The organism is Bradyrhizobium sp. BRP56 (genome assembly GCF_020194035.1).
GTDB classification, from domain to species: Bacteria; Pseudomonadota; Alphaproteobacteria; order Rhizobiales; family Xanthobacteraceae; genus Bradyrhizobium; species Bradyrhizobium australafricanum.
Map to the genome: position 1 here is coordinate 48,107 of NZ_JADYVV010000038.1, position 23,010 is coordinate 71,116.

Here is a 23,010-nt window from a genome sequence, read left to right on the forward strand (position 1 = left end):
AAGCAGGCGCTCGGCAAGGCGACGCCGTCGCGCGAAGAGGATTGAGCCGCCGGCACAGCGCGCCGCTAGACCCCTCGGACCACGCCCGGCTGGCCCGGTGCGCATTCCAGCGCAGCACGGTCCCAGTTCGCGTTGATGGCCGCGGCCTCATAGCTCGATTGCAGGAATTCGAGCAGCGCCTTGTCGGGGTCCGCAGCCGTCCGCACGGCGTCGTAGGGCAGGATGAATTCGCCAAGCGCCTCGCTGAAGAACGCAGCATCGGGCCGTACCGGCGCGCTGCGATAGCCCGCGGGTTCCGGATAGGCGTAGGAATAGAACGCGGGATAATCGATCGCGCCGCCGCCCGGCCAGAAGCCGGCGCTGCTGACCTCGTGCGAATAAGCCTCGTGTGCCACCTCGTCGGGCAAATGGGGCACGCCGCCGGGATGCCGCGGCGCGGTTCTGCCGGAAAACCGCGTCACCGCGAGATCGAAGCTGCCCCAGAAGAAATGCACCGGGCTCGCCTTGCCGAGAAAGCCGGTCCGGAATTGCTTGAACACGCGATCGCAGTTCACAAGGATCTGGTGAAACCGGCGCACGGCATCCGCGTCGTACGACGCATGCTGCGTATCCTGCGAAAAGCGGATCGGATCGGCGACTTCGTTCGGTGTCTCGTCAATGGCGACGTCGATGCCGAGGTCCTTCAGATTGCTCATGACCGCCGCGTAGAAGCTTGCGACCGATTGACCGGCCAGCGCGAATTGCCGTTCGGTGCCGTCGCTGGTCGAGATGCGGAGCACGTGATCGATGAAATCGAAGTCGATCTGGAACGTGCGATCGCCGTCGGGGATCGGCGAGGTCGTCAGCCCGCGCGCCGTGACATAGAGCGTGACGTGCCAGGAGTGATTGAGCCAGGGCGACTTCGCCAGCCGCATCTTGCCGGCGATCTGGGTGAATAGCTGGAGCGTGGCACAGCTGTCGCGCCACGCCGCGGTCGGCAGTTCCGGCCAGCGGGTCTTCTGTGTGTCGGTCATGACAAAACCTCTGGGCTGCGCGACGTACAGTGTTTCGGCTATTACGAATTGGTCGCGATGACCTTGGGGAACCGATCCTCTCGTTCCGCGCGACGTGCTCTGGTCGGCGAAGCGCACGAACGCGCTTTGCCGTCAAACCGCACGTAGGTTAGTTCGCGGCCCAAGCTCCGTGGTCCTCACCGGCGGCATATCGTCGAGGGCGGCAATCCGGCGGTCAATCTCACGGATCACGTGTTTCGAGAATGGCCCGAAATGCAAATACAGCGCCATCAGCATCACGATGTAGCGAAGCGCGCCCGGATTGGACTTGGCGACCTCGACGAAGGTCTTCCAGAACGGTTCGCGGACCTCCGGCAGGGCACGCATGATCGTGTGCACGCCCTCGATGCCGCCAAGCCTCTTGCGTATGTCGCCATCCGGCAGGTCGCGGCGCCGGTCGGACCGGTCGAGCATGGCGGCGAGCCGCGACAGCCGTCCTGCATAGGCCGTCGGGTCGAACACGTGCCCGATCACGGCCTTGTAGTCCTCAAGGATGTCACGCAGCGGACGTATGGTGTCGAAATTGCAGCCGAGCGTGCATTGGTCGCCCGCCTGCTCGACTTTCATGAGATCGTGGCCTTCGTGCAGGCGGCCTTCCTTCGCCAGCCGCCGCGTCAGCTGTGTGCCCGGCAGTGCATAGAGCAGTCCAACCATGCAGACTGGAATGCTCGCCTCCTCGATGAAGTCGATCATCGCGTGCCCCATCGAGGCTTTCTCGGTATCGAACCCGACGATGAAACCCGCGGTGACGAACATGCCGTAGCCATAGATCTTGTGAATGCATTCGGCGATGTCGCGCCGGGTGTTCTGCTTCTTCTTCATCTGCACGAGGGTCTCCGGATCCGGGCTCTCAATGCCGACGAAAATCCCGAAGAAGTTCGCGTCCTTCATCGCCTGCAACAGCTCGCTGTCGTCAGCGATATTGATCGAGGCTTCCGTCGAAAACTCGAACGGATAGTCTCGCTCCTCCAGCCAGGCTTTGAGCTGCGGCAGCAGGATGCGGAGGTTTTTCTTGTTCCCGATGAAGTTGTCGTCGACGAAATCGACATGTCCGCGATAACCGTGATCGTAGAGCGCTTGCAACTCAGCGAGAATTTGATCGGGGGTCTTGGTGCGCGGCACACGACCATACAGCTCGATAATATCGCAGAACTCGCAGGTGAACGGGCAGCCACGTGAATATTGCACGCCAATGAAGAGATAGTGGTCGAAATTGATCAGGTCATAGCGGGGCATCGGGCTTAGCGTGACGTCGATCTTGAATTTCTCGGCGACGAACACGCCCTTGCGCTCTCCGCTTTCCCAGGCGGCGACAAATTGCTGAATGATTTGCTCTGCCTCACCGATCACCTGGAAGTCCGCGTCGGCGTAAAGATGCGGGCTGGAGGAGACGTCAGGTCCGCCGACACATACCGGCTTGCCGTGCCGGTGTGCGAGATCGATCAGGTGGAGAAAATCAGGCTGCTGGTTGAGCATGCCGCCGATCATGACAAGATCGGCCGAGTCGAGATCGGCGTCCGTCAAGGGCTCGGTGTTACGGTTGATGAGGCGAATATCCCAATGCTTCGGCAGCATGGCGGCAACGGTGATCAGTCCGAGCGGCGCCGCCGGATACTTCGCATCGACGAGTTCACAAGCTTCCGTATAGTTCCAGAAGGAGTCCTGAACGAACTTCGGATAGATCATTAGGACGCGACAGGGAACCGTCATGTTGCTCCGGCCTGGATATTGACGGGCACGATGACACGTGGCTTGTCGCCGCTCAAGAGCTCAATTCGCGGCCAATTGTCAGGCTATTTTGGGCATGGACGCCTATTACGTCGATTATCGGCCTTTCTTGGCGTCTCTCGGCGTCTCTTGGCGTTCGAGGAGCGATCGCTCTTGCGCCGTTGTCCGGGAACGACGTCGCGACTTAGGCAGGGGCGGCAATCGCGAACGAGAATGCCGCCCCCGTCGCATCAGCCGTGAAGTTTCCTCGCGGTCTCCGCGATCGCGCGGCCCTGATAGCGGGCGCCGGCGAGTTCGTTCTCGCTCGGCCGGCGGCTGCCGTCGCCGCCGGTGATCGTGGTTGCGCCGTAGGGCGCGCCGCCGGTGACCTCGTCGAGCTTCATCTGTCCGGCAAAGCCGTAGTTCAGGCCGACCACCGTCATGCCGAAATGCAGGAGGTTGGTGATGATCGAGAACAGCGTGGTCTCCTGGCCGCCATGCTGGGTCGCGCTCGAGGTGAAGGCGCCGCCGACCTTGCCGTGCAGCGCGCCCTTGGCCCAGAGGCCGCCGGCCTGGTCGAGGAAGTTGGCCATCTGCGAGGCCATGCGGCCGAACCGGGTGCCGGTGCCGACGATGATCGCATCGTAGTTGGCGAGATCGTCGATCTTGGCGATCGGCGCGGCCTGGTCGAGCTTGTAGTACGAGGCCTTGGCGACTTCGGCCGGCACCAGCTCGGGGACGCGCTTGATGTCGACGGTGACGCCGGCTTCGCGCGCGCCTTCCGCCACGGCATTCGCCATCGCTTCGATGTGACCGTAGGCGGAGTAATAGAGAACGAGAACCTTGGCCATGATGGCCTCCTTGTGGTTTGGCAGTAGGGTGAAGTTAAGGAACCCCGTCATTGCCGGGCTTGACCCGGCAATCCATCAAACGAAGAACTCTTGCGAAGCCCGATGGATGCCCGGGTCAAACCCGGGCATGCCGAAGTGTGGATGTGGTACTTACGCCGCGTCGACGAGCACGAGCTCGGCATCCTCGAGCGCGGTGATCTTCAGCTTGGCCTCGTCGCGGATCGCGGCGCCGTCGCGGGCATTGACGCGCACGCCGTTGACCTCGATGCTGCCGGCCGCCGGCACCAGATAGAGGTGACGGGCCTTGTCGGCCTCGTATTCCGCGCTCTCGCCGGCCTTCAGCGTGGTGGCGAGCACCCGCGCATCGGCACGGATCGGCAGCGCGTCGTCGTCGCCGTCGATACCCGAGGCGATGGTGACGAGCTTGCCGGAGCGGTCCGCCTTCGGGAACGGCTTCGAGCCCCAGGTCGGGTGGCCGCCCTTCGTCGTCGGCTCGATCCAGATCTGGAAGATCTTGGTCTTCGCCGGCTCCAGATTGTACTCGGAGTGACGGATGCCGCTGCCGGCGCTCATCACCTGCACGTCGCCGGCTTCGGTGCGTCCCTTGTTGCCGAGCGAGTCCTGGTGCGTGATTGCGCCTTCGCGAACATAGGTGATGATCTCCATGTTGGCGTGCGGATGCGCCGGGAAGCCGGAGTTGGGCGCGATCTCGTCGTCGTTCCAGACGCGCAGCGCGCCGTGGCTGACATTGTCGGGATCGTAGTAGCTCGCGAACGAGAAGTGGTGCTTGGCCTTCAGCCAGCCGTGGTCGGCGCCGCCGAGCTTTGCGAATGGTCTGAGTTCGATCATGGTCATTCCCCTTGATGTCGATGTTGAGGAGCGGGCCGGGCACACCGCGCCCGGCGTCTCCAGAAAATTTTGCGATCAGGCGCCGAAGCCGCCGTCGACGTTGAGCACGGTGCCGGTCACGAACGAGGCTTCCGGGCTTGCCAGGAACACGACGCCTGCTGCGACTTCCTCCGGGCGGCCGAAGCGCTGCAGCGCATGCTGCAGGCGTTGCGTCTCGGCAAACTCGCCACCGTCCTTCGGGTTCATGTCGGTGTCGATCGAGCCCGGCTGCACCACATTCACCGTGATGCCGCGCGGTCCGAGGTCGCGCGCCGCGCCCTTGGTGTAGCCGACGACGGCCGCCTTGGTGGCGACGTAGTCGGCAAGGCCCGGGAACGAGGCGCGGTCCGCCAGCATGGAGCCGACGGTGACGATGCGGCCGCCTTCACCCATCAGCTTCGAGGCGGCGCGGATCGCGGTGATCACGCCGTCGATGTTGATCGCCTCCTGGCGAGCGAGCGTCGCGGTGTCGGCCTTGGGATCGTCGACCGCGCCGCCCGATGCGACACCGGCGTTGTTGACCAGGATGTCGAGCCGGCCAAAATCCTCGGCGACGGTCTTCACCAGCTGATCGACATCGGATGACGAGGCCTGGTCGGCCTTGTAGGCGCGGGCGTTGACGCCCTTGCCCTTCAATTCGGCGACCACGGCCTCGGCTTTCTCGGGAGAGGCGACGTAGCTGATCGCGACGCTCGCACCTTCCGCGGCGAGTGCACGAGCGCTGGCCGCGCCGATGCCGCGCGAACCGCCGGTGACGAGGGCAACCTTGCCTGAGAGCTTCTTTGTCATTGGATTTCTCCATCGGTTGAATTTGGATGGCACTTGGATATGCCTCCGGCTTTGGTATAGAAATAGAAACTATTGAAACTCATTGTTTCCAGTATTGAGCAATCAGGACAGCGGCCCATGTCGAAACTGCCGGACTTCGAGGCGCTCGCGATCTTCGCAAAAGTCGTGGAATTACGGTCGTTTGCGGCGGCCGCGACCGAGCTCTCGCTGTCCAAGGCGACGGTGTCCAAGGCGGTCAGCCGGCTGGAGGAGCGCCTCGGTGCCCGGCTGTTCAACCGCACCTCGCGGCGGCTGGCGCTGACCGATGCCGGCCAGAAATTGTCGGAGCGCGCCGCGCGGCTGCTCGCCGACGGCGAGGCCGCCGAGAACGAGGCGCTGGCGCAATCGACCACGCCGCGCGGCCTGGTGCGGCTCGCGGTGCCGATGAGCTTCGGCATCAAGACGGTGGCGCCGCTGCTGCCGGAATTCATGGAGGCCTATCCGGAGGTTTCGATCGACCTGCACTTGAGCGATGCCACGGTCGACCTGATCGGCGAGGGCTTTGATGCTGGCCTGCGCATCGCGCGGCTGCCGGATTCCTCACTGATCGCGCGGCGGCTGTGTGGCATGCCGCGCTACACGGTGGCCGCGCCGTCCTATCTGAAGCGCCACGGCCGGCCGACCCATCCGATGCATCTCGCCGAGCACAAATGCTTCGGCTACGCCTATCTCTCGACTCAGGGCGTCTGGCACTACACCAACGCGTCGGGCGAGCAGGCGAGCGTGCGTCCCGCCGGCCAGCTCCGGGTCAATAATGGCGAGGCTGTGATGCCCGCGCTGCTCGCCGGTCTCGGCATCGCCGATCTGCCCGACTTCATCGTCGGCGACGCGATCGCGCGCGGCGAGGTCGAGGTGATCCTGAAAGGCTGGAAGCAGCCCGAGGGCGCCGTGCATCTCGTCACCCCGCCCGGCGGCCCGCGGCCCGCGCGCGTCGAGGTGCTGGCGGATTTCCTGGCGAAGCATTTCGCCAAAGGGCGCGCGCAGCGGAAATAGAAATCCGCACGCGACCGGTGGAGGGACATCCGACCCGCCCCGTCACATTCGTGTCATCCCTTTTAAATTGTATTGCTTATGTGAACTAACCCACGATCGAGGGCTGCCGCGATCGTCTATTTCTGCGTCCTGCACCGGTGTTGCCGCAAAGCGCATTTTCGGAGGAACCAGATGATTGATCTGACCAAGCATGACTTCACGTCATTGTCGGTGAAGGATCTGCTCGATGCCCGCGAGGCCTATCACGTGCATCTGGCCCATCTGCAATCGGTCTACGCCACGGCGATCGGCCGCTATCTGATCCGGGACAACGACCGCAACGCGACGGAAAGAAAGGCGCACTCCAAGCCGCAGGCACTCGGACCGCGCACGCTGTTCAATTCGTCGGTCAAGGACTGGTCGTGGCCCTGCATCCTCGTCTTCGTCCGCGACTGGATGAAGCGCTCCGAGCTGAAGAACCACCCCGAGAAGCAGGACCAGCTGGTGCCTCCGTTCCTCTATCTGCCGGATGGTCGCGTCGTGCCCACCTGCGTCGTCAAGGTCGATCCGAACGACGGCAGCCCCGGCACCGTCGATCCGCCGGTGTTCAAGAGCGATCTGGTCGGCGGCGGCTTTCCGGTGCAGACCATGATCCAGGGCAAAATCCACCGCGGCTCGATCGGCTGTCTCGTCACCAATGGCGAGACGGTGTTTGCGCTCTCCAACCGTCACGTGGTCGGCGCCGCCGGTCGCGAGATCTTCGCCGGCTTCAAGAACACCGACCGCCGCCTCGGCGTCAGCGATGCGCTGCAACTCGGCAAGCGCGCCTTTAGCGAGGTCTATCCCGGCTGGCCCGGCTCGCGCGTGGTGGCCAATCTCGATGCCGGCCTGATCCGCGTCGATGACGTCAAGGGCTGGACCGCACAGGTTTACGGCGTCGGCCAGGTCGGCGACGTCGTCGACCTCAATGTCGGCACCTTCCGTCTCGACATCATCAACCAGCCGCTGATCGCGTTCGGTGCGACCAGCGGATTGATGAAGGGCAAGATCCTCGGCCTGTTCTATCGCTACAAGACCGTCGGCGGCGTGGAATATGTCAGCGATTTCGTGATCGGCCCGCGCGACGGCGACACGCCGCTCAACAATTATCCGGGCGACTCCGGCACGGTCTGGTTTGTCGACGATCCGGACGCCAAGAAGAACGCCAGCGGCGCGCGGATCCTCAGTCCCCTGGCGCTCGAATGGGGCGGCCAGGAATTGTTCGGATCGAGCGGCAAGGTCCCGATGCAGGTTGCGCTCGGCATCTGCATGGCGACGCTGTGCCGCGAACTCGATGTCGAGTTGATCGGCGACTGGAACGCCGGTCACACCGAGTATTGGGGCGAATGGGGCCACGTCAAGATCGGCGCCTACGCGACCGGTCTGATCGATGCGAAGTTGCCCAAGCTCGCCACCATGATGGACGCCAATTCCGACAATATCGGCCTCGACGACAAGCTGCTCGTCGACCTCAAGCCGCATCAGCGAGGCACATTCTCGCCGCTGGCCGATGTCGCCGACCTGGTGTGGCGCTTCACCCGGCACACCGACGAAAGCAACCATTTCGCCGACATGGACAAGCCCGGCAGGGACGGGAAGACGCTGCTCGATCTTTGCGCGGAGTCGACGCGCAACGTCGATCCGAAGGTCTGGAACGACTATTACGAAGGGATCGGCGAGGACCGGCGCGGTGCATTGCCGTTCCGGGTCTGGCAGATTTTTGACGAGATGGTCGAGTATGCCGCCGCCAACAAGAAGTTGGAATTCGTCTGCGCCGCGGGCATCGTCGCACATTACATCGGCGATGCCTGCCAGCCGCTGCATATCTCGCAATTCCACCATGGCCTCGATCCGAACGACAAGGCGCATGCCAAGGTGCACAGCGTGTACGAGACCACGATGATCGGCCGCCACGGCAAGGATCTCATCAAGATGATCCCTGACGCCAGGACCAGCGACGTCGCGGAGATCGTCCCGGGCGGCACCCCGACCGGCCGCGACGCCGCGGTTGCCGTGGTCGCGCTGATGCAGCGGACCGTGAAGCGGCTGCCGCCGATGACCATCGTCAACCTGTTCAACTCCCACATGGGCAGCGGCCAGGTCGAGGCGCTGTGGTCGAAGCTGAAGGATGCCACCGCGGCCTGCATGCAGGACGGTGCCAAGACCCTGGCCCGGGTCTGGGAAGCGGCCTGGCGCGCCGGCGCGGGCGAGGATCGCGGGCAGGGCGGCAAGTTCGATCAGGACAGTTTGAGCAAGCTCTACAACGACCCGAGCTTCCTGCCGGCGTTTCCGCTCCAGCAGCTCACACTGGATGCCGACGACCACCTCGTTCCGATCGGAGGAAGCAGCACGCGGCGCCGCACCACGACAACCGCGCGACGCGCGCGTCCGCAAGCAGCGAAGAAGGCCGCCAGGAAAGCTGCGAGGGAAACGGCCAGGAAGGCGCCGAAGAAGGCGCCGGCGCGCAAGCAGCCGGCCGCAGCCGTTCCGGTTCGCCGCGCGGCGGCCAGCAAGAAGACCGCGACCAAGCGCGGCGCGGCCAGCAAGCGGTCGGTCGGAAAGAGCCGCAAGGCGGCGCGCAAGCGCTAGAGCAAGATGACTTACATCACATCGCGCAGCGGATTCAGCTTTACCTCGCCCCGCGTGCGGGGAGAGGTATAGGCCGCCTTTGGCGGCCGTTCTCAAGAACGCCGAAGCGGAGCTTCGGCTATGACGCATCGTTAGATGCGTTCCGGGTGAGGGGGAGCCTCCACAAGTCCAACTGTCGCCGTTTACGCGGAGGCAGCCCCTCACCCCAACCCTCTCCCCGTAAGAACGGGGAGAGGGAGCACAGCGCCGTCGTTATTCGATCGAATCTCAGCGTGCACTCGGCCCGACCAGGCTCGATCTTCCCCATCGGTCAGTCGGCGTCAGATGCGACGCGCGGGACGCTTGAGATCAGCGCTCCGCTCCTGCACCATGCGACCAACCGCGGCTCTGACCGCGGCATCGCGATCGGTTGCGATCGCCAAGAAAGATGACTGGGGAGAAACTCTCGATGAATCGCCGCGAACTCCTGCGCGCCGTCGCCGCATTGCCGCTTGCGCAGACTGCGCTCGCCAACTCCGCGTTTGCGCAAGGCGCCTATCCCAACCGCAACATCACGATGATCGTGCCGTTTCCGGCCGGCGGCCAGGCGGACCTTGCGGCGCGGCCGGTGGCGCTCGCGCTGGAGCGTATCCTCGGCAAGCCCGTGATCGTCGACAATCGCGCCGGCGGAGCAGGCGGATCGATCGGCAATGCGCAGGCGGCGCGCGCCGAGCCCGACGGCTATACGCTGCTGATGACGCTGTCCTCGCTCGCGGTGCTGCCGGAGGCCGACCGGCTGTTCGATCGTCCGGTTGCCTACGAGGTGTCGCAGTTCGCGCCGATCGCGCGCGTGCTCGCCGACCCGACGCTGCTGGCGGTGCCGGCCTCGGCGCCGTGGAAGACGCTGCAGGAATTCGTCGACGACGCGAAGAAACGCCCGGGACAGATCCCCTACGGCTCGTCCGGTCCGTACGGCACGCTGCATGTCGCGATGGAGATGTTCGCGGCGAGCGCAGGAATCAAGCTGCTGCACGTGCCGTTCCGCGGCGCAGGCCCGGCGCTCACCGCACTGCTTTCCGGCACCGTGCAGGCATTGGCGTCGGCGCCGGGCACGCTCAAGCAGCAGGTCGAGGACGGCAAGATGCGCGTGCTCGCCAATTGGGGCGCCGAGCGGATCGCGAGCTTCCCCGATCTGCCGACCTTCAAGGAACTCGGCTACAAGGACGTCGAGTTCTACATCTGGGCGGGACTGTTCGCGCAATCAGCGCTGCCGGCGCCGATCATGGAGCGGCTGCGCGCGGCGATGGCTGATGCCGTGAAGGCGCCGGAGGTGATCAAGACTTTCGAGACTGCGGGCAGTCCGGTCGCCTATATGGACGCGCCGGCGTTCTCAAAATTTGTTGCAGATGACAGCGCGCGGTTGATCGCGGCGGTGAAGAAGATCGGCAAGGTCGAATAGGGAACTCCCGGGACAAACTCTCTTCACTTTTAGTTGTCCGCGCGAACGATCCTTGGCCGCATTCATTGGGCAGCTTTGGAGCAAATCGCGGCGCGGGAACATGCGCGCGCGGGCCAGTATCTGGAACAACGGGAGCCCGACATGCGATCGCAGCGGATCGTCCTGAGCCTTGCCATAGCGATCGGCGGAGCTGTCACGGCAACGGCAGCCGTCGCCGAGGAGTATCGGGGAACCTGGGAACAGCAGATGGCGTGCACACCGGACGTGTGGCGGCTCTGCAGCGACCAAGTGCCCGACGTGCAGCGCATCGTGGCTTGCCTGCGGCAGAACACGCCGCAACTTTCCAACAGTTGTCGTGCCGTGTTCGAATCGAACGCGCAACAGCCGCAGACGCAGGGCCGGGCCCAGCAGCCGCAAGCGCAGGGCCGCGCGCCGCAGCAGCCGCAGATGCAGCAACGGCCGCGTGCACCACAGCCGGTGCAGCCGGCGCCATCGCGGCCCCCGTTCGACGATGAGGACTAGTCCCCAGGTCTGACTTCGCAGACGTCGACCCATTCGGCCGCGGTCAGTTCCGCCATCCTGTCGGGCGTGATGCGGACCGCGCTATGGGTCGAGCCTGCCGCCGGCACCACGACATCGAATGCCTTCAGCGATACGTCGCAATAGACCGGCAGCGGCGCCTTCAGCCCGAACGGGCAGACGCCGCCGACCTCGTGGCCTGTGATGTCGGCGACCTCGTCGAGGCCGAGCATCTTCGGCTTGCCGCCGAACGCCGCCTTCACCTTCTTGTTGTCCATCCGCGACGTCCCGGCGGCGACGATCAGCACTACGCGGTCGCCGACCCGCAGGCTCAGCGTCTTGGCGATTCGCGCCGGCTCGACGCCATAGGCCTCCGCCGCCAGCACGACGGTCGCGGAGCTCGTGTTGGATTCGATCACGGAGATTTCGGGCGCCTTCTCGGCGAAGAAGGCGCGGACGGACTCGAGGCTCATGTTGTTCAGGACCTTGCTAGTCAGGATCTGGCAGACACCAGGGCAGGAAGTTCGGAGAGACCGTGGATCCGGTGATCGGGCACGACGCCGAGCTCGTCCATCTGGGTACGTAGCGCCTTGAACATCGTCAATGGAGCGACCGTCTCGCTTTCGACGCAGGCCAGCGCCATCGCTTGCGGCGTCACCCGCTCGATCCAGGCGACGTTGAGGCCGAACGACTTGGCACCGCAGGCGTCCCACGGATTGGAGGAGATGAACAGCACCTCCGCCGGCGGTACTTTCAGCACCTCCTCGATCAGCGTGTAGGCCTCCGGCGCCGGCTTGAACACCTTGTGGGCATCGACGCTGATGGTCGCATCGAGCACGCGGTCGAGGCCTGAATTGCGCACCAGCGCATTCAGCATGTCGAGGCTGCCGTTGGACAGGATCGCGAGCTTCTTGCCCTTCATCGCCTCGAGCGCGCCGACCGCATCCGGATACAGCGCCAGATGCTGATATTTGTCGATGATGCGGGCGAAGGTCGCCGCGTCATATTGCAGGCCGAGGCAGCGCAGCGTGTAGGCGAGGGAGTCGCGGGTTACGACGGCGAAATCCTGGTAGCGCCGCATCAGCGAACGCAGCCAGGAGTATTCGAGCTGTTTGATGCGCCAGACCTGCGTGATGATGTCGCCATAGCCGGGAAACGCATCCTCGGTGACGTCGGCCACCGACTGGACGTCGTAGAGTGTGCCGTAGGCGTCGAAGACGATTGCCTTGATGGTCATTGTGATCTCTCTTGCCCGCCGATTGTCGCATACAGGAATTTCCTGAGTGCGTCGATGGATTGATCCCTGGCCACCTCGTTGAATTCGAGGTGATGACCCAGCATCTGCACCGGCGTGCTGTAATGTGGCACGTCGAAACCGTGATAGGCGCCGGGATAGACGATCAGCTCGATCGGGTGTCCCGCACTATTCTGCCGGGAGATGCCGTAGTCGTCGCGGCCCTCGGCCAGGGTCCGGCACTCCTTGGCCGGCGTCCAGTCGTCGAGTTCGCCGACCATGATCAGCGTCGGCACCGTCATGTCGCCCTTGATGCTGAGGCAGGGCGGGTAGAACGCGACGGCCGCGCGGAATTTCTCTGCCGCGTTATGTTCGATCGCGCCACGCTCGACCGAGAGCAGGGCGAGCCAGGCGCCTTGCGAGAACCCGACCACCGCGACGCGACCGGGATCGACCGCCGATTGCCGCGCGAGATAGCTCAGCGCACGATAGGCGTCATGGACGGTTGCCGCCGGCGCGCTGCCCGTGCAGGCGCTGCTGATGCCGCGCGGCCCGAACCGGTCGACCGTGAGCGTGACATAGCCCCAGGCCGCCAAGCGCTTGCCCCAGCGCTCGTCGAGTTGCTTGAAGAAGCCGCCGCAGCCGTGCAGCAGCACCACGGCGGGTGAGGGGCCCGGTCCGTCGGGTGTTCGCAGATAGCCTTGCAGCGGCTGCGCATTTGCAAGCGGGCTCTCGAATTCGACGAACGCGGGCGGCTGCCCGCCGCGTGCCGCGCAGCAGAGCCCTGCGCTTCCGATCAGGAGTGCGGAGAGGGTGGCAAGTCCGGTGAAGTTCGTCATGAACCACCTCCGAAGCTTGCCGCCGACAATACTCCCCTAGATGCCCAAAATCTTCCGCGCGTTGGCCTTCAGGACCTTCGGTCGGATCTCGTCGCGGATGTCGAGCTTGGCGAAATCGGCGAGCCAGCGGTCCGGCGTGATCACCGGCCAGTCGGAGCCGAACAGCATCTTGTCCTGCAAAATCGAGTTGATGTAGCGCACCAGGATCGGCGGGAAGTATTTCGGCGACCAGCCGGACAGGTCGATATAGACGTTCGGCTTGTGGGTCGCGACCGACAGCGCCTCTTCCTGCCAGGGGAAGGAGGGATGCGCGAGGATGATCTTGAGGTCGGGAAAATCCGCCGCGACGTCGTCCATGTACATCGGGTTGGAATATTTCAGCCGCATCCCCATGCCGCCCGGCATGCCGGAGCCGACGCCGGTCTGGCCGGTGTGGAACAGCGCGATCGCGCCGCCGTCATTGATGGCTTCATACAGCGGATAGGCCATGCGGTCGTTGGCGTAGAAGCCCTGCATGGTCGGGTGGAATTTGAAGCCGCGGACGCCGTATTCCTCGATTAGCTTGCGCGCCTCGCGGACGCCGAGCTTGCCCTTGTGCGGGTCGATCGAGACGAACGGGATCAGCACGTCGAGATGGTCGGAGGCGACCTCGAGCATTTCGTAATTGTTGTAGCGGCGGAAACCGGTCTCGCGCTCGGCGTCGACCGGGAAGATCACCGCGGCGATGTTCTTGGCGCGGTAGTAGGCCGCGGTCTCCGGCACGGTCGGCGGATGTTTGTGCGGCGACTTGAAGTAGTCGGCCATCTGCGCCTGGAAGTCGTCATAACCGTCGTCGCCATGCATGCCGCACGGCTCCTCGGCATGGGTGTGGATGTCGATCGCGGTGACCTTTTCGATGTCGGGCAGTTTGAGCTTGGGCATTCGGTTTCCCCGGCGGCGTGTTCATTGGTGATGGAAAATAATTATATGATATAACGATTTTCGCAAGCGCCGTGGCGTTGAAGGCTTATGGCCCCGCGCCGAGCTCAATCCGGCGCAAAGTCCGGTTCGGTCACGATCGGGGCGGGCGCGAGGAGGACGAAAACTCGATTCGGCGGCCGTGGCGCCATCGTCAAAAGGCGACGGCGGGTCGCCTCGTCGGTCCGGATAATTGTGGCCGTCGCCGTTTCCGAAGCGATCTCAATGGCGTGGCGCGATGCCTGGCGCGGGTTCCGGACCAGGACAGGCCCGAAAATCGGCCCATCTCGGTTGACATTTAACGGTCCGATGGCTTAGAACCCGGCCGTCCCGGGCGGCAGGCCGCTTGTCGGGATAAATCCCATTTTGCCAAATATTGGCATGACCAGGTACGGCCTCCAACACGGGCCTTTCGAAGTAACAGGATTGTCCCATGAAGGTCCGTAACTCGCTCAAGTCGCTGCGCGGCCGCCATCGCAACAACCGTCTGGTTCGCCGCAAGGGCCGCGTCTACGTGATCAACAAGGTCCAGCGCCGCTTCAAGGCGCGCCAGGGTTGATCCGAGAAATCTGATCGACGAAGCTGATCCCGCCCGGATCGCCGGCCGATTCCGATCCTTCCTTCACAGGTCTTTGACGCCGCGCTGCTTTGCAGTGCGGCGTTGTGCGTCTAGACTTCGGCCATGGGATTAAAGCTCGGATTCAAGTTCCTGGGGCCCACCAACCGCCGGCTGGCGATCCTGATCGCCGCGCTTCTGGCCATGCCCGTTGCAGCCGTCGCGCAGGACGATCCGCGGGTGGTCCCGCCGCCCAGGGCCCAGAAAAAACTACCTGAAGCTCCGACCAAGCTGCCGAAGGTGCCGGCCGACCGGACCCGCGGGCTGGATTTCCTGTTCGGCGCCCTGAAGGCCGCGCCCGACGAGGACAGTGCCCGTCATGTCGAGGCGCGGATCTGGGCGCTGTGGCTGCAAACCCCGAGTGATACCGCGGCGCTGTTGATGGTGCGCGCCAAGGCGGCGATCGACGCCCAGAATGTCGATGTCGCGCTGAAGCTGCTGGACGCGGTGATCAAGCTCCGCCCCGACTATGTCGAGGCCTGGAACCGGCGTGCGACGATCTACTATTTGAAGAACGATTACGTTCGTTCGCTGGGAGACCTGCAGCAGGTGCTGACCCGTGAACCCCGCCATTTCGGCGCGCTGGCGGGCGTCGGCATGATCATGCAGGACATGGGCGACGACAAGCGTGCGCTCGACGCCTTCCGCAAGGCGCTGGCTGTCGATCCCTACCTCGAGAAGGTGCCGCAGATCGTCAAGCAGCTGACCGAAAAGGTCGAAGGCCGCGACATCTGATTGCGTGCGATTGATCGCGATCGTGGGGCGATGGCCGCGAATGGACACGTTGCGCGCGAGCTTGATGCTTGCTCGCGGTACGGTCCGGCGCAGGAGGCTAGTGCAAGAACTTGCCGCGGGATGCGGTGTCCTGGGCTACGGCAGCATAGAATTGCTGAAGCTCCGCCTCCAGGTGCTCATTCACCAGCAACAGTGCCTTCAGGGCGCCGCGCAGGTCGCCATTGCAACTCGCCACGATCTGATCGATGGCCGCATCGCTAGGGTCGGAAATCATGGTACTCCTCCGATTACTTCCCGTTGAACTCGTCATGCGGACGCCGGTTCCTGTGGATACTGTGTACAAACCAGGAAGCGTTCCAGTGGCGTCCCGGTTTCGATGAAGCCTCGCGTCTGATGGCGAAATTGCCACCGCCAATCTATGAAATGACTAATGACGCAGGTATGAACCCGCTATCCACAGGCTGGGCGCATTGTGGACAACTCCGCGCCGGGCGCGAGCCGGATAATCGACAATTGGGTTTGCGAACAAGAGCATGCCCTGGCAGGGGGCACATCCGCGCGGAACCTGATTTCGGCTTCGTCGTAATTGTCAGGTGCCCAATCAGGTGCCTGAGACCTTTCGGATCCCCTCGATGTTGACCGCAATCATTGCGCTGGCGGCCGCAGGGCTGGCCTTGGCCCTGGTAACGCAAATCGGCGCCGTGCTGATCCAGCGCGCCTTTCCGCCTCAGGGGCGAATGATCGATGTGGCCGGGGCGCGGCTGCATGTGGTCGAACTCGGCCCGCGCGACGCGGTCGGGCCGCCGGTCGTGATGCTGCATGGTGCAAGCTCCAATCTCCGCGCGATGCAGCCGCTCGGCGATCGCGTTGCCAAAGCGCGCCGGGTGATCCTGATCGATCGGCCGGGTCACGGCTGGAGCACCCGCGCGCGCGTCGCGGATTCGACGCCCGCGATCCAGGCCCGGATGATCGTGGAGGCGCTGACCAGGCTCGGCGTCGAGCGGGCGATCGTGGTGGCGCATTCCTGGGCCGGCGCACTCGCCTTGCGCATTGCGCTGGATCATCCGGATCGCGTCGCCGGCATCGTGCTGCTCGCGCCTGTCGCCTATCCGTGGCGCGGCGGCGCTGGACGCTACAATGATGTGATCTCGACACCTTTGATCGGACCATTGCTTGCGCACACGATCACGATGCCGCTCGGTTTCCTCGTCGCCAATTCGGCTACGCGCGGCGTGTTCGCGCCGCAGCCGGTGCCGGCTAATTTCGTACGCGACAGCGAGACATTGCTCCTGCTGCGTCCGCGCGAGTTCATCGCCAATGCGCACGACCTCGTCACGCTGAAGGCGGCCGTTGTCGAACAGACCCCGCGCTATGCCGAGATCAGCGCGCCGCTGTCAATCATTTCGGGCGTCGACAAGACGGTCTCGACCGGCATCCACTCGCGGCCGCTCGCCGCATCGGCGCTGAACGCGAAGCTGATCGTGCTGCCGGGCACAGGCCACATGGTGCAGTACGTCGTGCCCGATCTCGTGGCGTCCGAGATCGAGACGATGGCCGGCCTGATGGTGCGGGACGCGGTGACGGCGCAATAGCTGCCGCGCGTTTGCGCCGCGCGAATGTGATCCGGCAAGGCTTGCGCCGCCGCGTGGCGCCGAACATCATGCGGCCCACGCGGTTTCGGATTGCAGCAAAGGACACGTCTCATGCGGATCGACAACATTGCCGACCTCATCGCTGAAACCCTTGCCCAGGCCCGCGTCAAGCGCATCTATGGTGTCGTCGGCGACAGCCTCAACGGCCTGACCGAGGCGTTGCGCAAGCGCGGCACGATCGATTGGCTGCATGTGCGTCACGAGGAGGTGGCTGCGTTCGCAGCCGCCGCCGAATCCCAGATCACGGGCGCGCTCGCGGTGTGCGCAGGCTCCTGCGGCCCCGGCAATCTCCACCTCATCAACGGCCTGTTCGACGCGCATCGCAGCCGCACGCCGGTGCTGGCGATCGCGGCCCAGATCCCCTCCGCTGAAATCGGCGGCGGATATTTCCAGGAGACGCATCCGCAGGACCTGTTTCGCGAATGCAGCCATTATTGCGAACTGGTGTCGGATCCGGCGCAACTGCCCTACATGCTGGAGAACGCGATCCGCGCCGCGGTCGGCAAGCGCGGTGTCGCCGTATTGGTGCTGCCGGGCGACGTCGCGATGCGGACGGCGCCGAAGCGCGACATCGCACCGAATGCCGGCCTGCTGCCGCCGGCGCCGGTGGTGCGTCCGGCCGATAACGAGTTGAACGCGCTGGCGGCGCTGCTCAACGGCGCGCGGCGCGTCACGCTGTTCTGCGGCCGCGGCTGCGCCGGCGCGCATGACGGCTTGATCAAGCTTGCCGAGACGCTGAAGAGCCCGATCGTGCACGCGCTCGGCGGCAAGGAATATGTCGAATACGACAACCCCTACGACGTCGGCATGACCGGCTTCATCGGCTTTTCCTCCGGCTATGCCGCCATGCACGGCTGCGACGTGCTGCTGATGCTGGGCACCGATTTTCCCTACAAGCAGTTCTTCCCGACCGGCATCAACATCGCGCAGGTCGATATCCGCCCCGAAAATCTCGGCCGCCGCTGCAAGCTCGATCTCGGCATCGTCGGCGAGGTCGGCGAGACCATCGCCGCGCTGCTGCCGAAGCTCCATGTGAAGACCGACCGCAAGCATCTCGATGCCAGCCTCGCGCATTACAAGGACGCCCGTGCCGGGCTCGACGATCTCGCCCGCGGCAAGCCGGGCCAGAAGCCGATCCATCCGCAATATCTGGCGCGCCTGCTCAGCGAGCAGGCGAGCGAGGATGCGGTGTTCACCGCCGACGTCGGCACGCCGACGATCTGGGCCGCGCGTTATCTGAAAATGAACGGCCGCCGCCGTCTGGTCGGCTCCTGGGTCCATGGCTCGATGGCCAATGCGATGGCGCATGCGATCGGCGCGCAGGCGGCGCAGCCGGGACGGCAGGTGGTGTCGATGTCCGGCGATGGCGGCTTCGCCATGCTGATGGGCGATTTGATCACGCTGACCCAGGCCAAGCTGCCGGTGAAGGTCGTGATCTTCAACAACAGCGTGCTCGGCTTCGTCGCGCTGGAGATGAAGGCCGCCGGCTTCATCGAGACCGGGGTCGATCTGAAGAATCCCGATTTCGCGGCGATGGCCCGCGCCATGGGCATTCACGGCGTCAGGGTGTCGGATCCCGGCGAGCTCGAGGGCGCGATCCGCGACGTGCTCGCGCATGACGGCCCGGCGGTGCTCGACGTCGTGACCGCGACGCAGGAGCTGTCGATGCCGCCGACCATTACGCTGGAGCAGGTGAAGGGATTCAGCCTGTGGGTGCTGCGCGCGGTGATGAGCGGCCGTGGCGACGAGGTGGTCGATCTCGCCAAGACCAATCTCTTGCCGCGCTGAAAGGGGATGGCGTTTCGAAGAAAGGCCATCCCCGTTCTAACGTCCGCCCCGGCATTGGCGCCGGGTGGACGGCGCGACCGATACCGCCGATTACTTCTGCTTGCCGTCCTTGTCGAACGAGGAGACGTAGGCCCAGAGGTTGTTGGCCTCGTTCTCGTTCTTGATGCCGGCGAATGCCATCTTGGTGCCGGGGATCTTGGCCTTCGGATCCTTGATGTATTCGAGGAAGGTTTCCTTGTTCCAGGTGATGCCGGAATTCTTGTTGGCATCGGAATAATTGTAGTCCGGCGCGGAGCCGGAATGGCGGCCGTCGAGGCCGTTGAGCTCGGGGCCGACCTTGTTCTTGGCGCCTTCGCCGATTGCGTGGCAGGCGAGGCATTTATTGAACGAGGTCTTGCCGGCGGCGGCATCCTGCGCCAGCGCGGAGGATGCGGAAGCCAGCGATGTGACGACCGCCAGCGCGCTCAAGGTCTTTAGGTTCATGGGGTTCTCTTCGTTTCGTCCCGGGAGGTAGTGATCGTTTGTGGCATGTCCGGCTTGGACAGGACAAGCCACGAAACTTTGACAGGTTTCGCGGCCGCCCGCTTGTCCGAGAGAGAACTCGCCATTGCGGGGTGGGGCAATCCGACCTTCGGCCGGTGCACTGAAACAGGTGCAGACGTGATTGATTTGTCGTAACAAATCGGCGAAGGGCAAAAGCCCAGCCGAGGGAACAACGATGTCCATCATGATGCCGGCGGCCGACCAGGCCGTCCTCGCTCGCCGCGCCGAAATCGTGGCCGCCTTGCGCGCAATCGTCCCGGGCGAGGGCGTGATCGACAGCGCCGCCGAGATGCTGGCCTATGAATCCGACGGCCTGACCGCCTATCGGCAGCCGCCGATGGTCGTGGTGCTGCCCGATACCACCGAGCAGGTGTCGAAGGTGCTCAAATATTGCCAGGGCCAGGGCATCAAGGTGGTGCCGCGCGGCTCCGGCACCTCGCTGTCCGGCGGCGCGCTGCCGCTTGCCGACGGCGTGCTGCTCGGGCTCGGCAAGTTCAAGCGGATTCGCGAGATCGACTTCGACAACCGCGTCGTGGTCACCGAGCCCGGCGTCACCAACCTCGCGATCAGCCAGGCGGTCGCGCATGCCGGCTTCTACTACGCGCCCGATCCGTCGTCGCAGATCGCCTGCTCGATCGGCGGCAATGTGGCGGAAAATTCCGGCGGCGTGCACTGCCTGAAATACGGCATGACCACCAACAACGTGCTCGGCTGCGAGATCGTGCTGATGAGTGGCGAGATCCTGCGCATCGGCGGCAAGTCGGCCGAGAATGCCGGTTATGATCTGATGGGAATCATCACCGGCTCGGAGGGGCTGCTCGGCGTCATCACCGAGATTACCGTGCGCATCCTGCAGAAGCCGGAGACGGCGCGTGCGCTGATGGTCGGCTTCGCCGAGGTCGAGGCGGCCGGCGAATGCGTCGCGCGGATCATCGGCGCCGGCATCATCCCGGGCGGCATGGAGATGATGGACAAGCCCGCGATCCACGCCGCGGAGGCGTTCGTTCACGCCGGTTATCCGCTGGACGTCGAGGCGCTGTTGATCATCGAGCTCGACGGCCCCCAGGTCGAGGTCGACGAGCTGATCAAGCGGGTCGAGGCGATCGCGCAAGGCTGCGGCTCGACCTCCTGCCAGATCTCGACCTCGGAGGCCGAGCGCAATCTGTTCTGGGCCGGCCGCAAGGCGGCGTTCCCCGCGGTCGGGCGCATCTCGCCGGACTACCTCTGCATGGACGGCACCATCCCGCGCGGCGCCTTACCGAAGGCCCTGGCGCGGATCCGCGAGCTGTCCGAGAAATACGGCCTCGGTGTCGCCAATGTGTTCCACGCCGGCGACGGCAATCTGCATCCCTTGATCCTCTACGATGCCAACAAGCCGGGCGAGATCGAGAAGGCGGAGGCGTTCGGCGCAGACATCCTGCGCTGCTGCGTCGAGCTCGGTGGCGTGCTCACCGGCGAGCACGGGGTCGGCATCGAGAAGCGCGACCTGATGCCGGACATGTTCACCGAGATCGACCTCAACCAGCAGCAGCGGCTGAAATGCGCCTTCGATGCCGGGGGCCTGCTCAACCCCGGCAAGGTGTTTCCGACCCTGCACCGCTGCGCCGAGCTTGGCCGCGTGCACGTCCACGCCGGCAAGCTGGCCTTCCCGGATATCCCGCGGTTCTAGAGCATGATCCGGAAAAGTGCGAAGCGGTTTTCCGAAAAGATCATGGTCAAACAAAGAGCTAAAGCGCGATGACGATTCAACCCAATCTTATCGCGCTTTAGTACCGTCTGAGTAGCCCCGACGCCGCGCCGCTATCGCCATAGGCGGCGCAGGCCGCTTCCGGGTCTGTGATCAACGCCGCCCGGACGCGCTTGAAGGTCTTGCCGGCCGCATCGGACACCTCGGGGCGGAATTTGCGCGGATTGTAGTCATTGCCGTCGTGAGCCTTGATGGCCGCGTCGAAGGCATTGATCATGGCCATCGCGGCATCGGGGCTGCCGAGAAGTCTGGCGCCCGTTTGAACGCCGCCGGAACCATTGGCCTCATAGCCGGTGCATCGTTGTTCAAGCACCGCGGCTGCGGTAGCGAGCTGGTCGAGGAACGTTGCCTCGGCGTCGGTGAGCATGGCACCACCCGCCTGTCCCGGCGCGATGATCGCGAGCAGCGCGATGGCTGTCAGTTTGATGTGCATTGTGGTGGTTTCTCCCGGCGGAGCCGCGATCAAATCAATGGTTGCCGAATGACGATAACAAGTCTGCTTCCAGGGCATCAGGAGCCACGTCCGCTATTGGCCCCGAGGCCAACATGCGTGAGCGTGCGCCCAGAGCCACCAACGCGCGAGGCCGGTCGATACAATTCGACAGATCGCCCTAGCCGGCCGATAACCTTAACCGATCCTTGCGCGGTGGCTGGCGCCCGTGCGTCGCTGCAATTACAGCGCGGACCCATTTACACGGCCTTAGACTGTTGCTCGGTATTTTCCGCAGATGCACGTCTTCGGGAGCACATCGATGCCCAGCCTGGCCGATCAGCTGGCGCTTTCGCGCAATCGGCCCGCGGGTTTCGACTACATGCGGATCGCGCTGGCGGCGTCGATCATTGGCCTGCACAGCACGAACGTGACGCTCGGGCTCGGCCGCGCGCTGGAGATCCAGAGCACGCTGCGCATCGGCGTCGCGATGATCCTTGCGCTGTTCTTTGCGTTGAGCGGCTTCCTGGTGACCGCAAGCCTGCTCCGGTGCAAGAGCCTGATTTCCTTCCTCGGCCTGCGCGTGCTGCGGATCGGACCGGCGCTCGCGGTCGAAACCACGCTATCGGCAATCATCATCGGTTCGGTCTTCACCGCGCTGCCGTTGGCGCAATATGTCGCCGATCCGAAATTCCACGCCTATTTTCTCAATATCGTCGGCGACATCCATTACGAGCTGCCGGGCGTATTCCTGCACAATCCGCTGCTGGATCTGGTGAACGCCCAGCTCTGGACCGTGCCGTATGAGCTGTGGTGCTACGTCATCCTGGCGCTGCTCGCCGTGCTCACGATTTGCTTCAACCGGGTGGCATTCCTCGGGTTCATGGTGATCGCCCAGATCGGGCTCATCGTCTACGACATCTACCGCTGGGACGAGGTGCCCATCCAGCTTCGCCCGCACCTTCTGGTGTTCTGCTTTCTTGCCGGTGTCGGCTTCTACCTCTGGCGCGACAAGGTGCCGTTCAACCGCACTGTATGCCTGCTGGCGCTGGTGCTGTGCGCCGCCGGCATGGCGACCGGACGTGGCGACGCGCTGGCTCCCGTGCCGGCCGCCTATGTCGCGTGCTATCTTGGCCTGATGAATCCGCGGCGGAGCTGGATCGTCTCGTCAGGCGATTATTCCTACGGGCTTTATCTCTACGGCTTCGTCATCCAGCAATGCGTCGCCACCTTCGGCCCGCCGGTCCAGCATTGGTATCTGAACCTCCTGATCAGCCTGCCGCTCGCGTTCGGCGTCGCCGTCGCGTCCTGGCATCTCGTCGAGAAACACGCGCTTCGGCTCCGAACCCAGGTCGAGAGCCTCGAGGCCGCGGTGCTGTCGCGGATCTCGATCGTCGGCTTCTGGCGCAGGCCGCCCGAGCGGGCCGGCTTGCGCGCAACGCTCGGCAACAGCGGCGCGTCGATCTGACCCGCGCCGGCGGGAAGGACGAGCTTCGGTTCTGATCGAATCAGAACCGAAGCTCTCGCTTCTTGTCTTGACGCGTTTTCTTCACGCGAACCGGGTCCACTTCGCTCGAAAACGCTCT

Annotated in this window: 22 protein-coding genes; 10 read left to right on the top strand and 12 right to left on the bottom strand. The window is 64.3% G+C overall.

The window, feature by feature from the left end; translation table 11 throughout:
- Positions 1–65 precede the first annotated feature (65 nt).
- From I6F38_RS25145 to I6F38_RS25165, 5 genes are all read right to left on the bottom strand, one after another.
- The gene (locus I6F38_RS25145) at positions 66–1,013 is read right to left on the bottom strand and encodes a DUF5996 family protein (protein WP_225162224.1); all 948 of its coding nucleotides are present in this window, start codon (positions 1,011–1,013) and stop codon (positions 66–68) included.
- Positions 1,014–1,145: 132 nt separating this feature from the next.
- Positions 1,146–2,762 carry a B12-binding domain-containing radical SAM protein gene (locus I6F38_RS25150; protein ID WP_225162225.1) on the bottom strand — a complete coding sequence of 539 codons (1,617 nt, stop codon included), beginning with the start codon at positions 2,760–2,762 and terminating at the stop codon, positions 1,146–1,148.
- A gap of 248 nt (positions 2,763–3,010) precedes the next feature.
- Positions 3,011–3,610 carry an NAD(P)H:quinone oxidoreductase gene (gene wrbA, locus I6F38_RS25155; RefSeq protein ID WP_225162226.1) on the bottom strand — a complete coding sequence of 200 codons (600 nt, stop codon included), beginning with the start codon at positions 3,608–3,610 and terminating at the stop codon, positions 3,011–3,013.
- Between the two features lie 150 nt (positions 3,611–3,760).
- Positions 3,761–4,459 carry a pirin family protein gene (locus I6F38_RS25160; RefSeq protein WP_225162227.1) on the bottom strand — a complete coding sequence of 233 codons (699 nt, stop codon included), beginning with the start codon at positions 4,457–4,459 and terminating at the stop codon, positions 3,761–3,763.
- Positions 4,460–4,534: 75 nt separating this feature from the next.
- Positions 4,535–5,287, bottom strand: a complete 753-nt coding sequence (locus I6F38_RS25165; RefSeq protein WP_225162228.1) for an SDR family oxidoreductase — start codon at positions 5,285–5,287, stop codon at positions 4,535–4,537.
- Between the two features lie 117 nt (positions 5,288–5,404).
- Here I6F38_RS25165 and I6F38_RS25170 point away from each other — a divergent pair, with 117 nt between their 5' ends.
- From I6F38_RS25170 to I6F38_RS25185, 4 genes are all read left to right on the top strand, one after another.
- Complete coding sequence (locus I6F38_RS25170) at positions 5,405–6,319, top strand: LysR family transcriptional regulator (protein WP_016846155.1); 915 nt, start codon at positions 5,405–5,407, stop codon at positions 6,317–6,319.
- A gap of 171 nt (positions 6,320–6,490) precedes the next feature.
- Positions 6,491–8,926 carry a hypothetical protein gene (locus tag I6F38_RS25175; protein ID WP_225162229.1) on the top strand — a complete coding sequence of 812 codons (2,436 nt, stop codon included), beginning with the start codon at positions 6,491–6,493 and terminating at the stop codon, positions 8,924–8,926.
- A gap of 448 nt (positions 8,927–9,374) precedes the next feature.
- Positions 9,375–10,364 (top strand): tripartite tricarboxylate transporter substrate binding protein, encoded by a 990-nt coding sequence (locus I6F38_RS25180; protein WP_225162230.1) that lies wholly within the window; start codon positions 9,375–9,377, stop codon positions 10,362–10,364.
- A gap of 141 nt (positions 10,365–10,505) precedes the next feature.
- A complete protein-coding gene (locus I6F38_RS25185) occupies positions 10,506–10,886 on the top strand; it encodes a hypothetical protein (protein WP_225162231.1) in 381 nt (126 codons plus the stop codon).
- Here I6F38_RS25185 and I6F38_RS25190 read toward each other — a convergent pair.
- From I6F38_RS25190 to I6F38_RS25205, 4 genes are read right to left on the bottom strand one after another with little or no spacing between them, the layout of a single operon-like run.
- Complete coding sequence (locus I6F38_RS25190) at positions 10,883–11,356, bottom strand: YbaK/EbsC family protein (RefSeq protein WP_225162232.1); 474 nt, start codon at positions 11,354–11,356, stop codon at positions 10,883–10,885. The two genes, I6F38_RS25185 and I6F38_RS25190, sit on opposite strands and share 4 nt — an antisense overlap.
- Before the next feature lie 20 nt (positions 11,357–11,376).
- On the bottom strand, positions 11,377–12,120 hold the full coding sequence (locus I6F38_RS25195) for a haloacid dehalogenase type II (protein WP_225162233.1): 744 nt from the start codon (positions 12,118–12,120) through the stop codon (positions 11,377–11,379).
- On the bottom strand, positions 12,117–12,956 hold the full coding sequence (locus I6F38_RS25200; protein WP_225162234.1) for a dienelactone hydrolase family protein: 840 nt from the start codon (positions 12,954–12,956) through the stop codon (positions 12,117–12,119). Before I6F38_RS25200 ends, I6F38_RS25195 begins: the two co-directional genes overlap by 4 nt.
- A gap of 36 nt (positions 12,957–12,992) precedes the next feature.
- Positions 12,993–13,877, bottom strand: coding sequence for an amidohydrolase family protein (locus I6F38_RS25205; protein WP_225162235.1), 885 nt, complete (start codon positions 13,875–13,877; stop codon positions 12,993–12,995).
- 469 nt (positions 13,878–14,346) lie between these two features.
- On the opposite strand from I6F38_RS25205, the gene ykgO reads away from it, so the two are divergent.
- Together ykgO and I6F38_RS25215 are read left to right on the top strand one after the other, a co-directional pair.
- Positions 14,347–14,472, top strand: a complete 126-nt coding sequence (gene ykgO, locus I6F38_RS25210; RefSeq protein ID WP_002718645.1) for a type B 50S ribosomal protein L36 — start codon at positions 14,347–14,349, stop codon at positions 14,470–14,472.
- A gap of 123 nt (positions 14,473–14,595) precedes the next feature.
- Complete coding sequence (locus I6F38_RS25215; protein ID WP_225162236.1) at positions 14,596–15,264, top strand: tetratricopeptide repeat protein; 669 nt, start codon at positions 14,596–14,598, stop codon at positions 15,262–15,264.
- Positions 15,265–15,361: 97 nt separating this feature from the next.
- On the opposite strand, the gene I6F38_RS25220 is transcribed toward I6F38_RS25215, so the two are convergent.
- Positions 15,362–15,538 carry a hypothetical protein gene (locus I6F38_RS25220; protein ID WP_018269760.1) on the bottom strand — a complete coding sequence of 59 codons (177 nt, stop codon included), beginning with the start codon at positions 15,536–15,538 and terminating at the stop codon, positions 15,362–15,364.
- A gap of 358 nt (positions 15,539–15,896) precedes the next feature.
- Here I6F38_RS25220 and I6F38_RS25225 point away from each other — a divergent pair, with 358 nt between their 5' ends.
- Both I6F38_RS25225 and poxB read left to right on the top strand, forming a co-directional pair.
- Positions 15,897–16,856, top strand: a complete 960-nt coding sequence (locus tag I6F38_RS25225) for an alpha/beta hydrolase (RefSeq protein WP_225162237.1) — start codon at positions 15,897–15,899, stop codon at positions 16,854–16,856.
- A gap of 111 nt (positions 16,857–16,967) precedes the next feature.
- Positions 16,968–18,704 carry a ubiquinone-dependent pyruvate dehydrogenase gene (gene poxB / locus I6F38_RS25230; protein ID WP_225162238.1) on the top strand — a complete coding sequence of 579 codons (1,737 nt, stop codon included), beginning with the start codon at positions 16,968–16,970 and terminating at the stop codon, positions 18,702–18,704.
- Positions 18,705–18,794: 90 nt separating this feature from the next.
- Here poxB and cycA read toward each other — a convergent pair whose 3' ends face one another.
- Entirely contained in the window at positions 18,795–19,187 is a 393-nt protein-coding gene (gene cycA, locus I6F38_RS25235; RefSeq protein ID WP_018269764.1) for a cytochrome c-550 CycA, read from the bottom strand.
- 235 nt (positions 19,188–19,422) lie between these two features.
- Here cycA and I6F38_RS25240 point away from each other — a divergent pair, with 235 nt between their 5' ends.
- Positions 19,423–20,916, top strand: coding sequence for an FAD-linked oxidase C-terminal domain-containing protein (locus I6F38_RS25240; RefSeq protein WP_225162239.1), 1,494 nt, complete (start codon positions 19,423–19,425; stop codon positions 20,914–20,916).
- 97 nt (positions 20,917–21,013) lie between these two features.
- Here I6F38_RS25240 and I6F38_RS25245 read toward each other — a convergent pair whose 3' ends face one another.
- Positions 21,014–21,427, bottom strand: a complete 414-nt coding sequence (locus I6F38_RS25245; protein ID WP_225162240.1) for a hypothetical protein — start codon at positions 21,425–21,427, stop codon at positions 21,014–21,016.
- A 319-nt stretch (positions 21,428–21,746) separates the two neighbouring features.
- Between I6F38_RS25245 and I6F38_RS25250 the strand changes: the two genes are divergently transcribed.
- Positions 21,747–22,892, top strand: a complete 1,146-nt coding sequence (locus I6F38_RS25250) for an acyltransferase (RefSeq protein WP_225162241.1) — start codon at positions 21,747–21,749, stop codon at positions 22,890–22,892.
- Positions 22,893–23,010 lie beyond the last annotated feature (118 nt).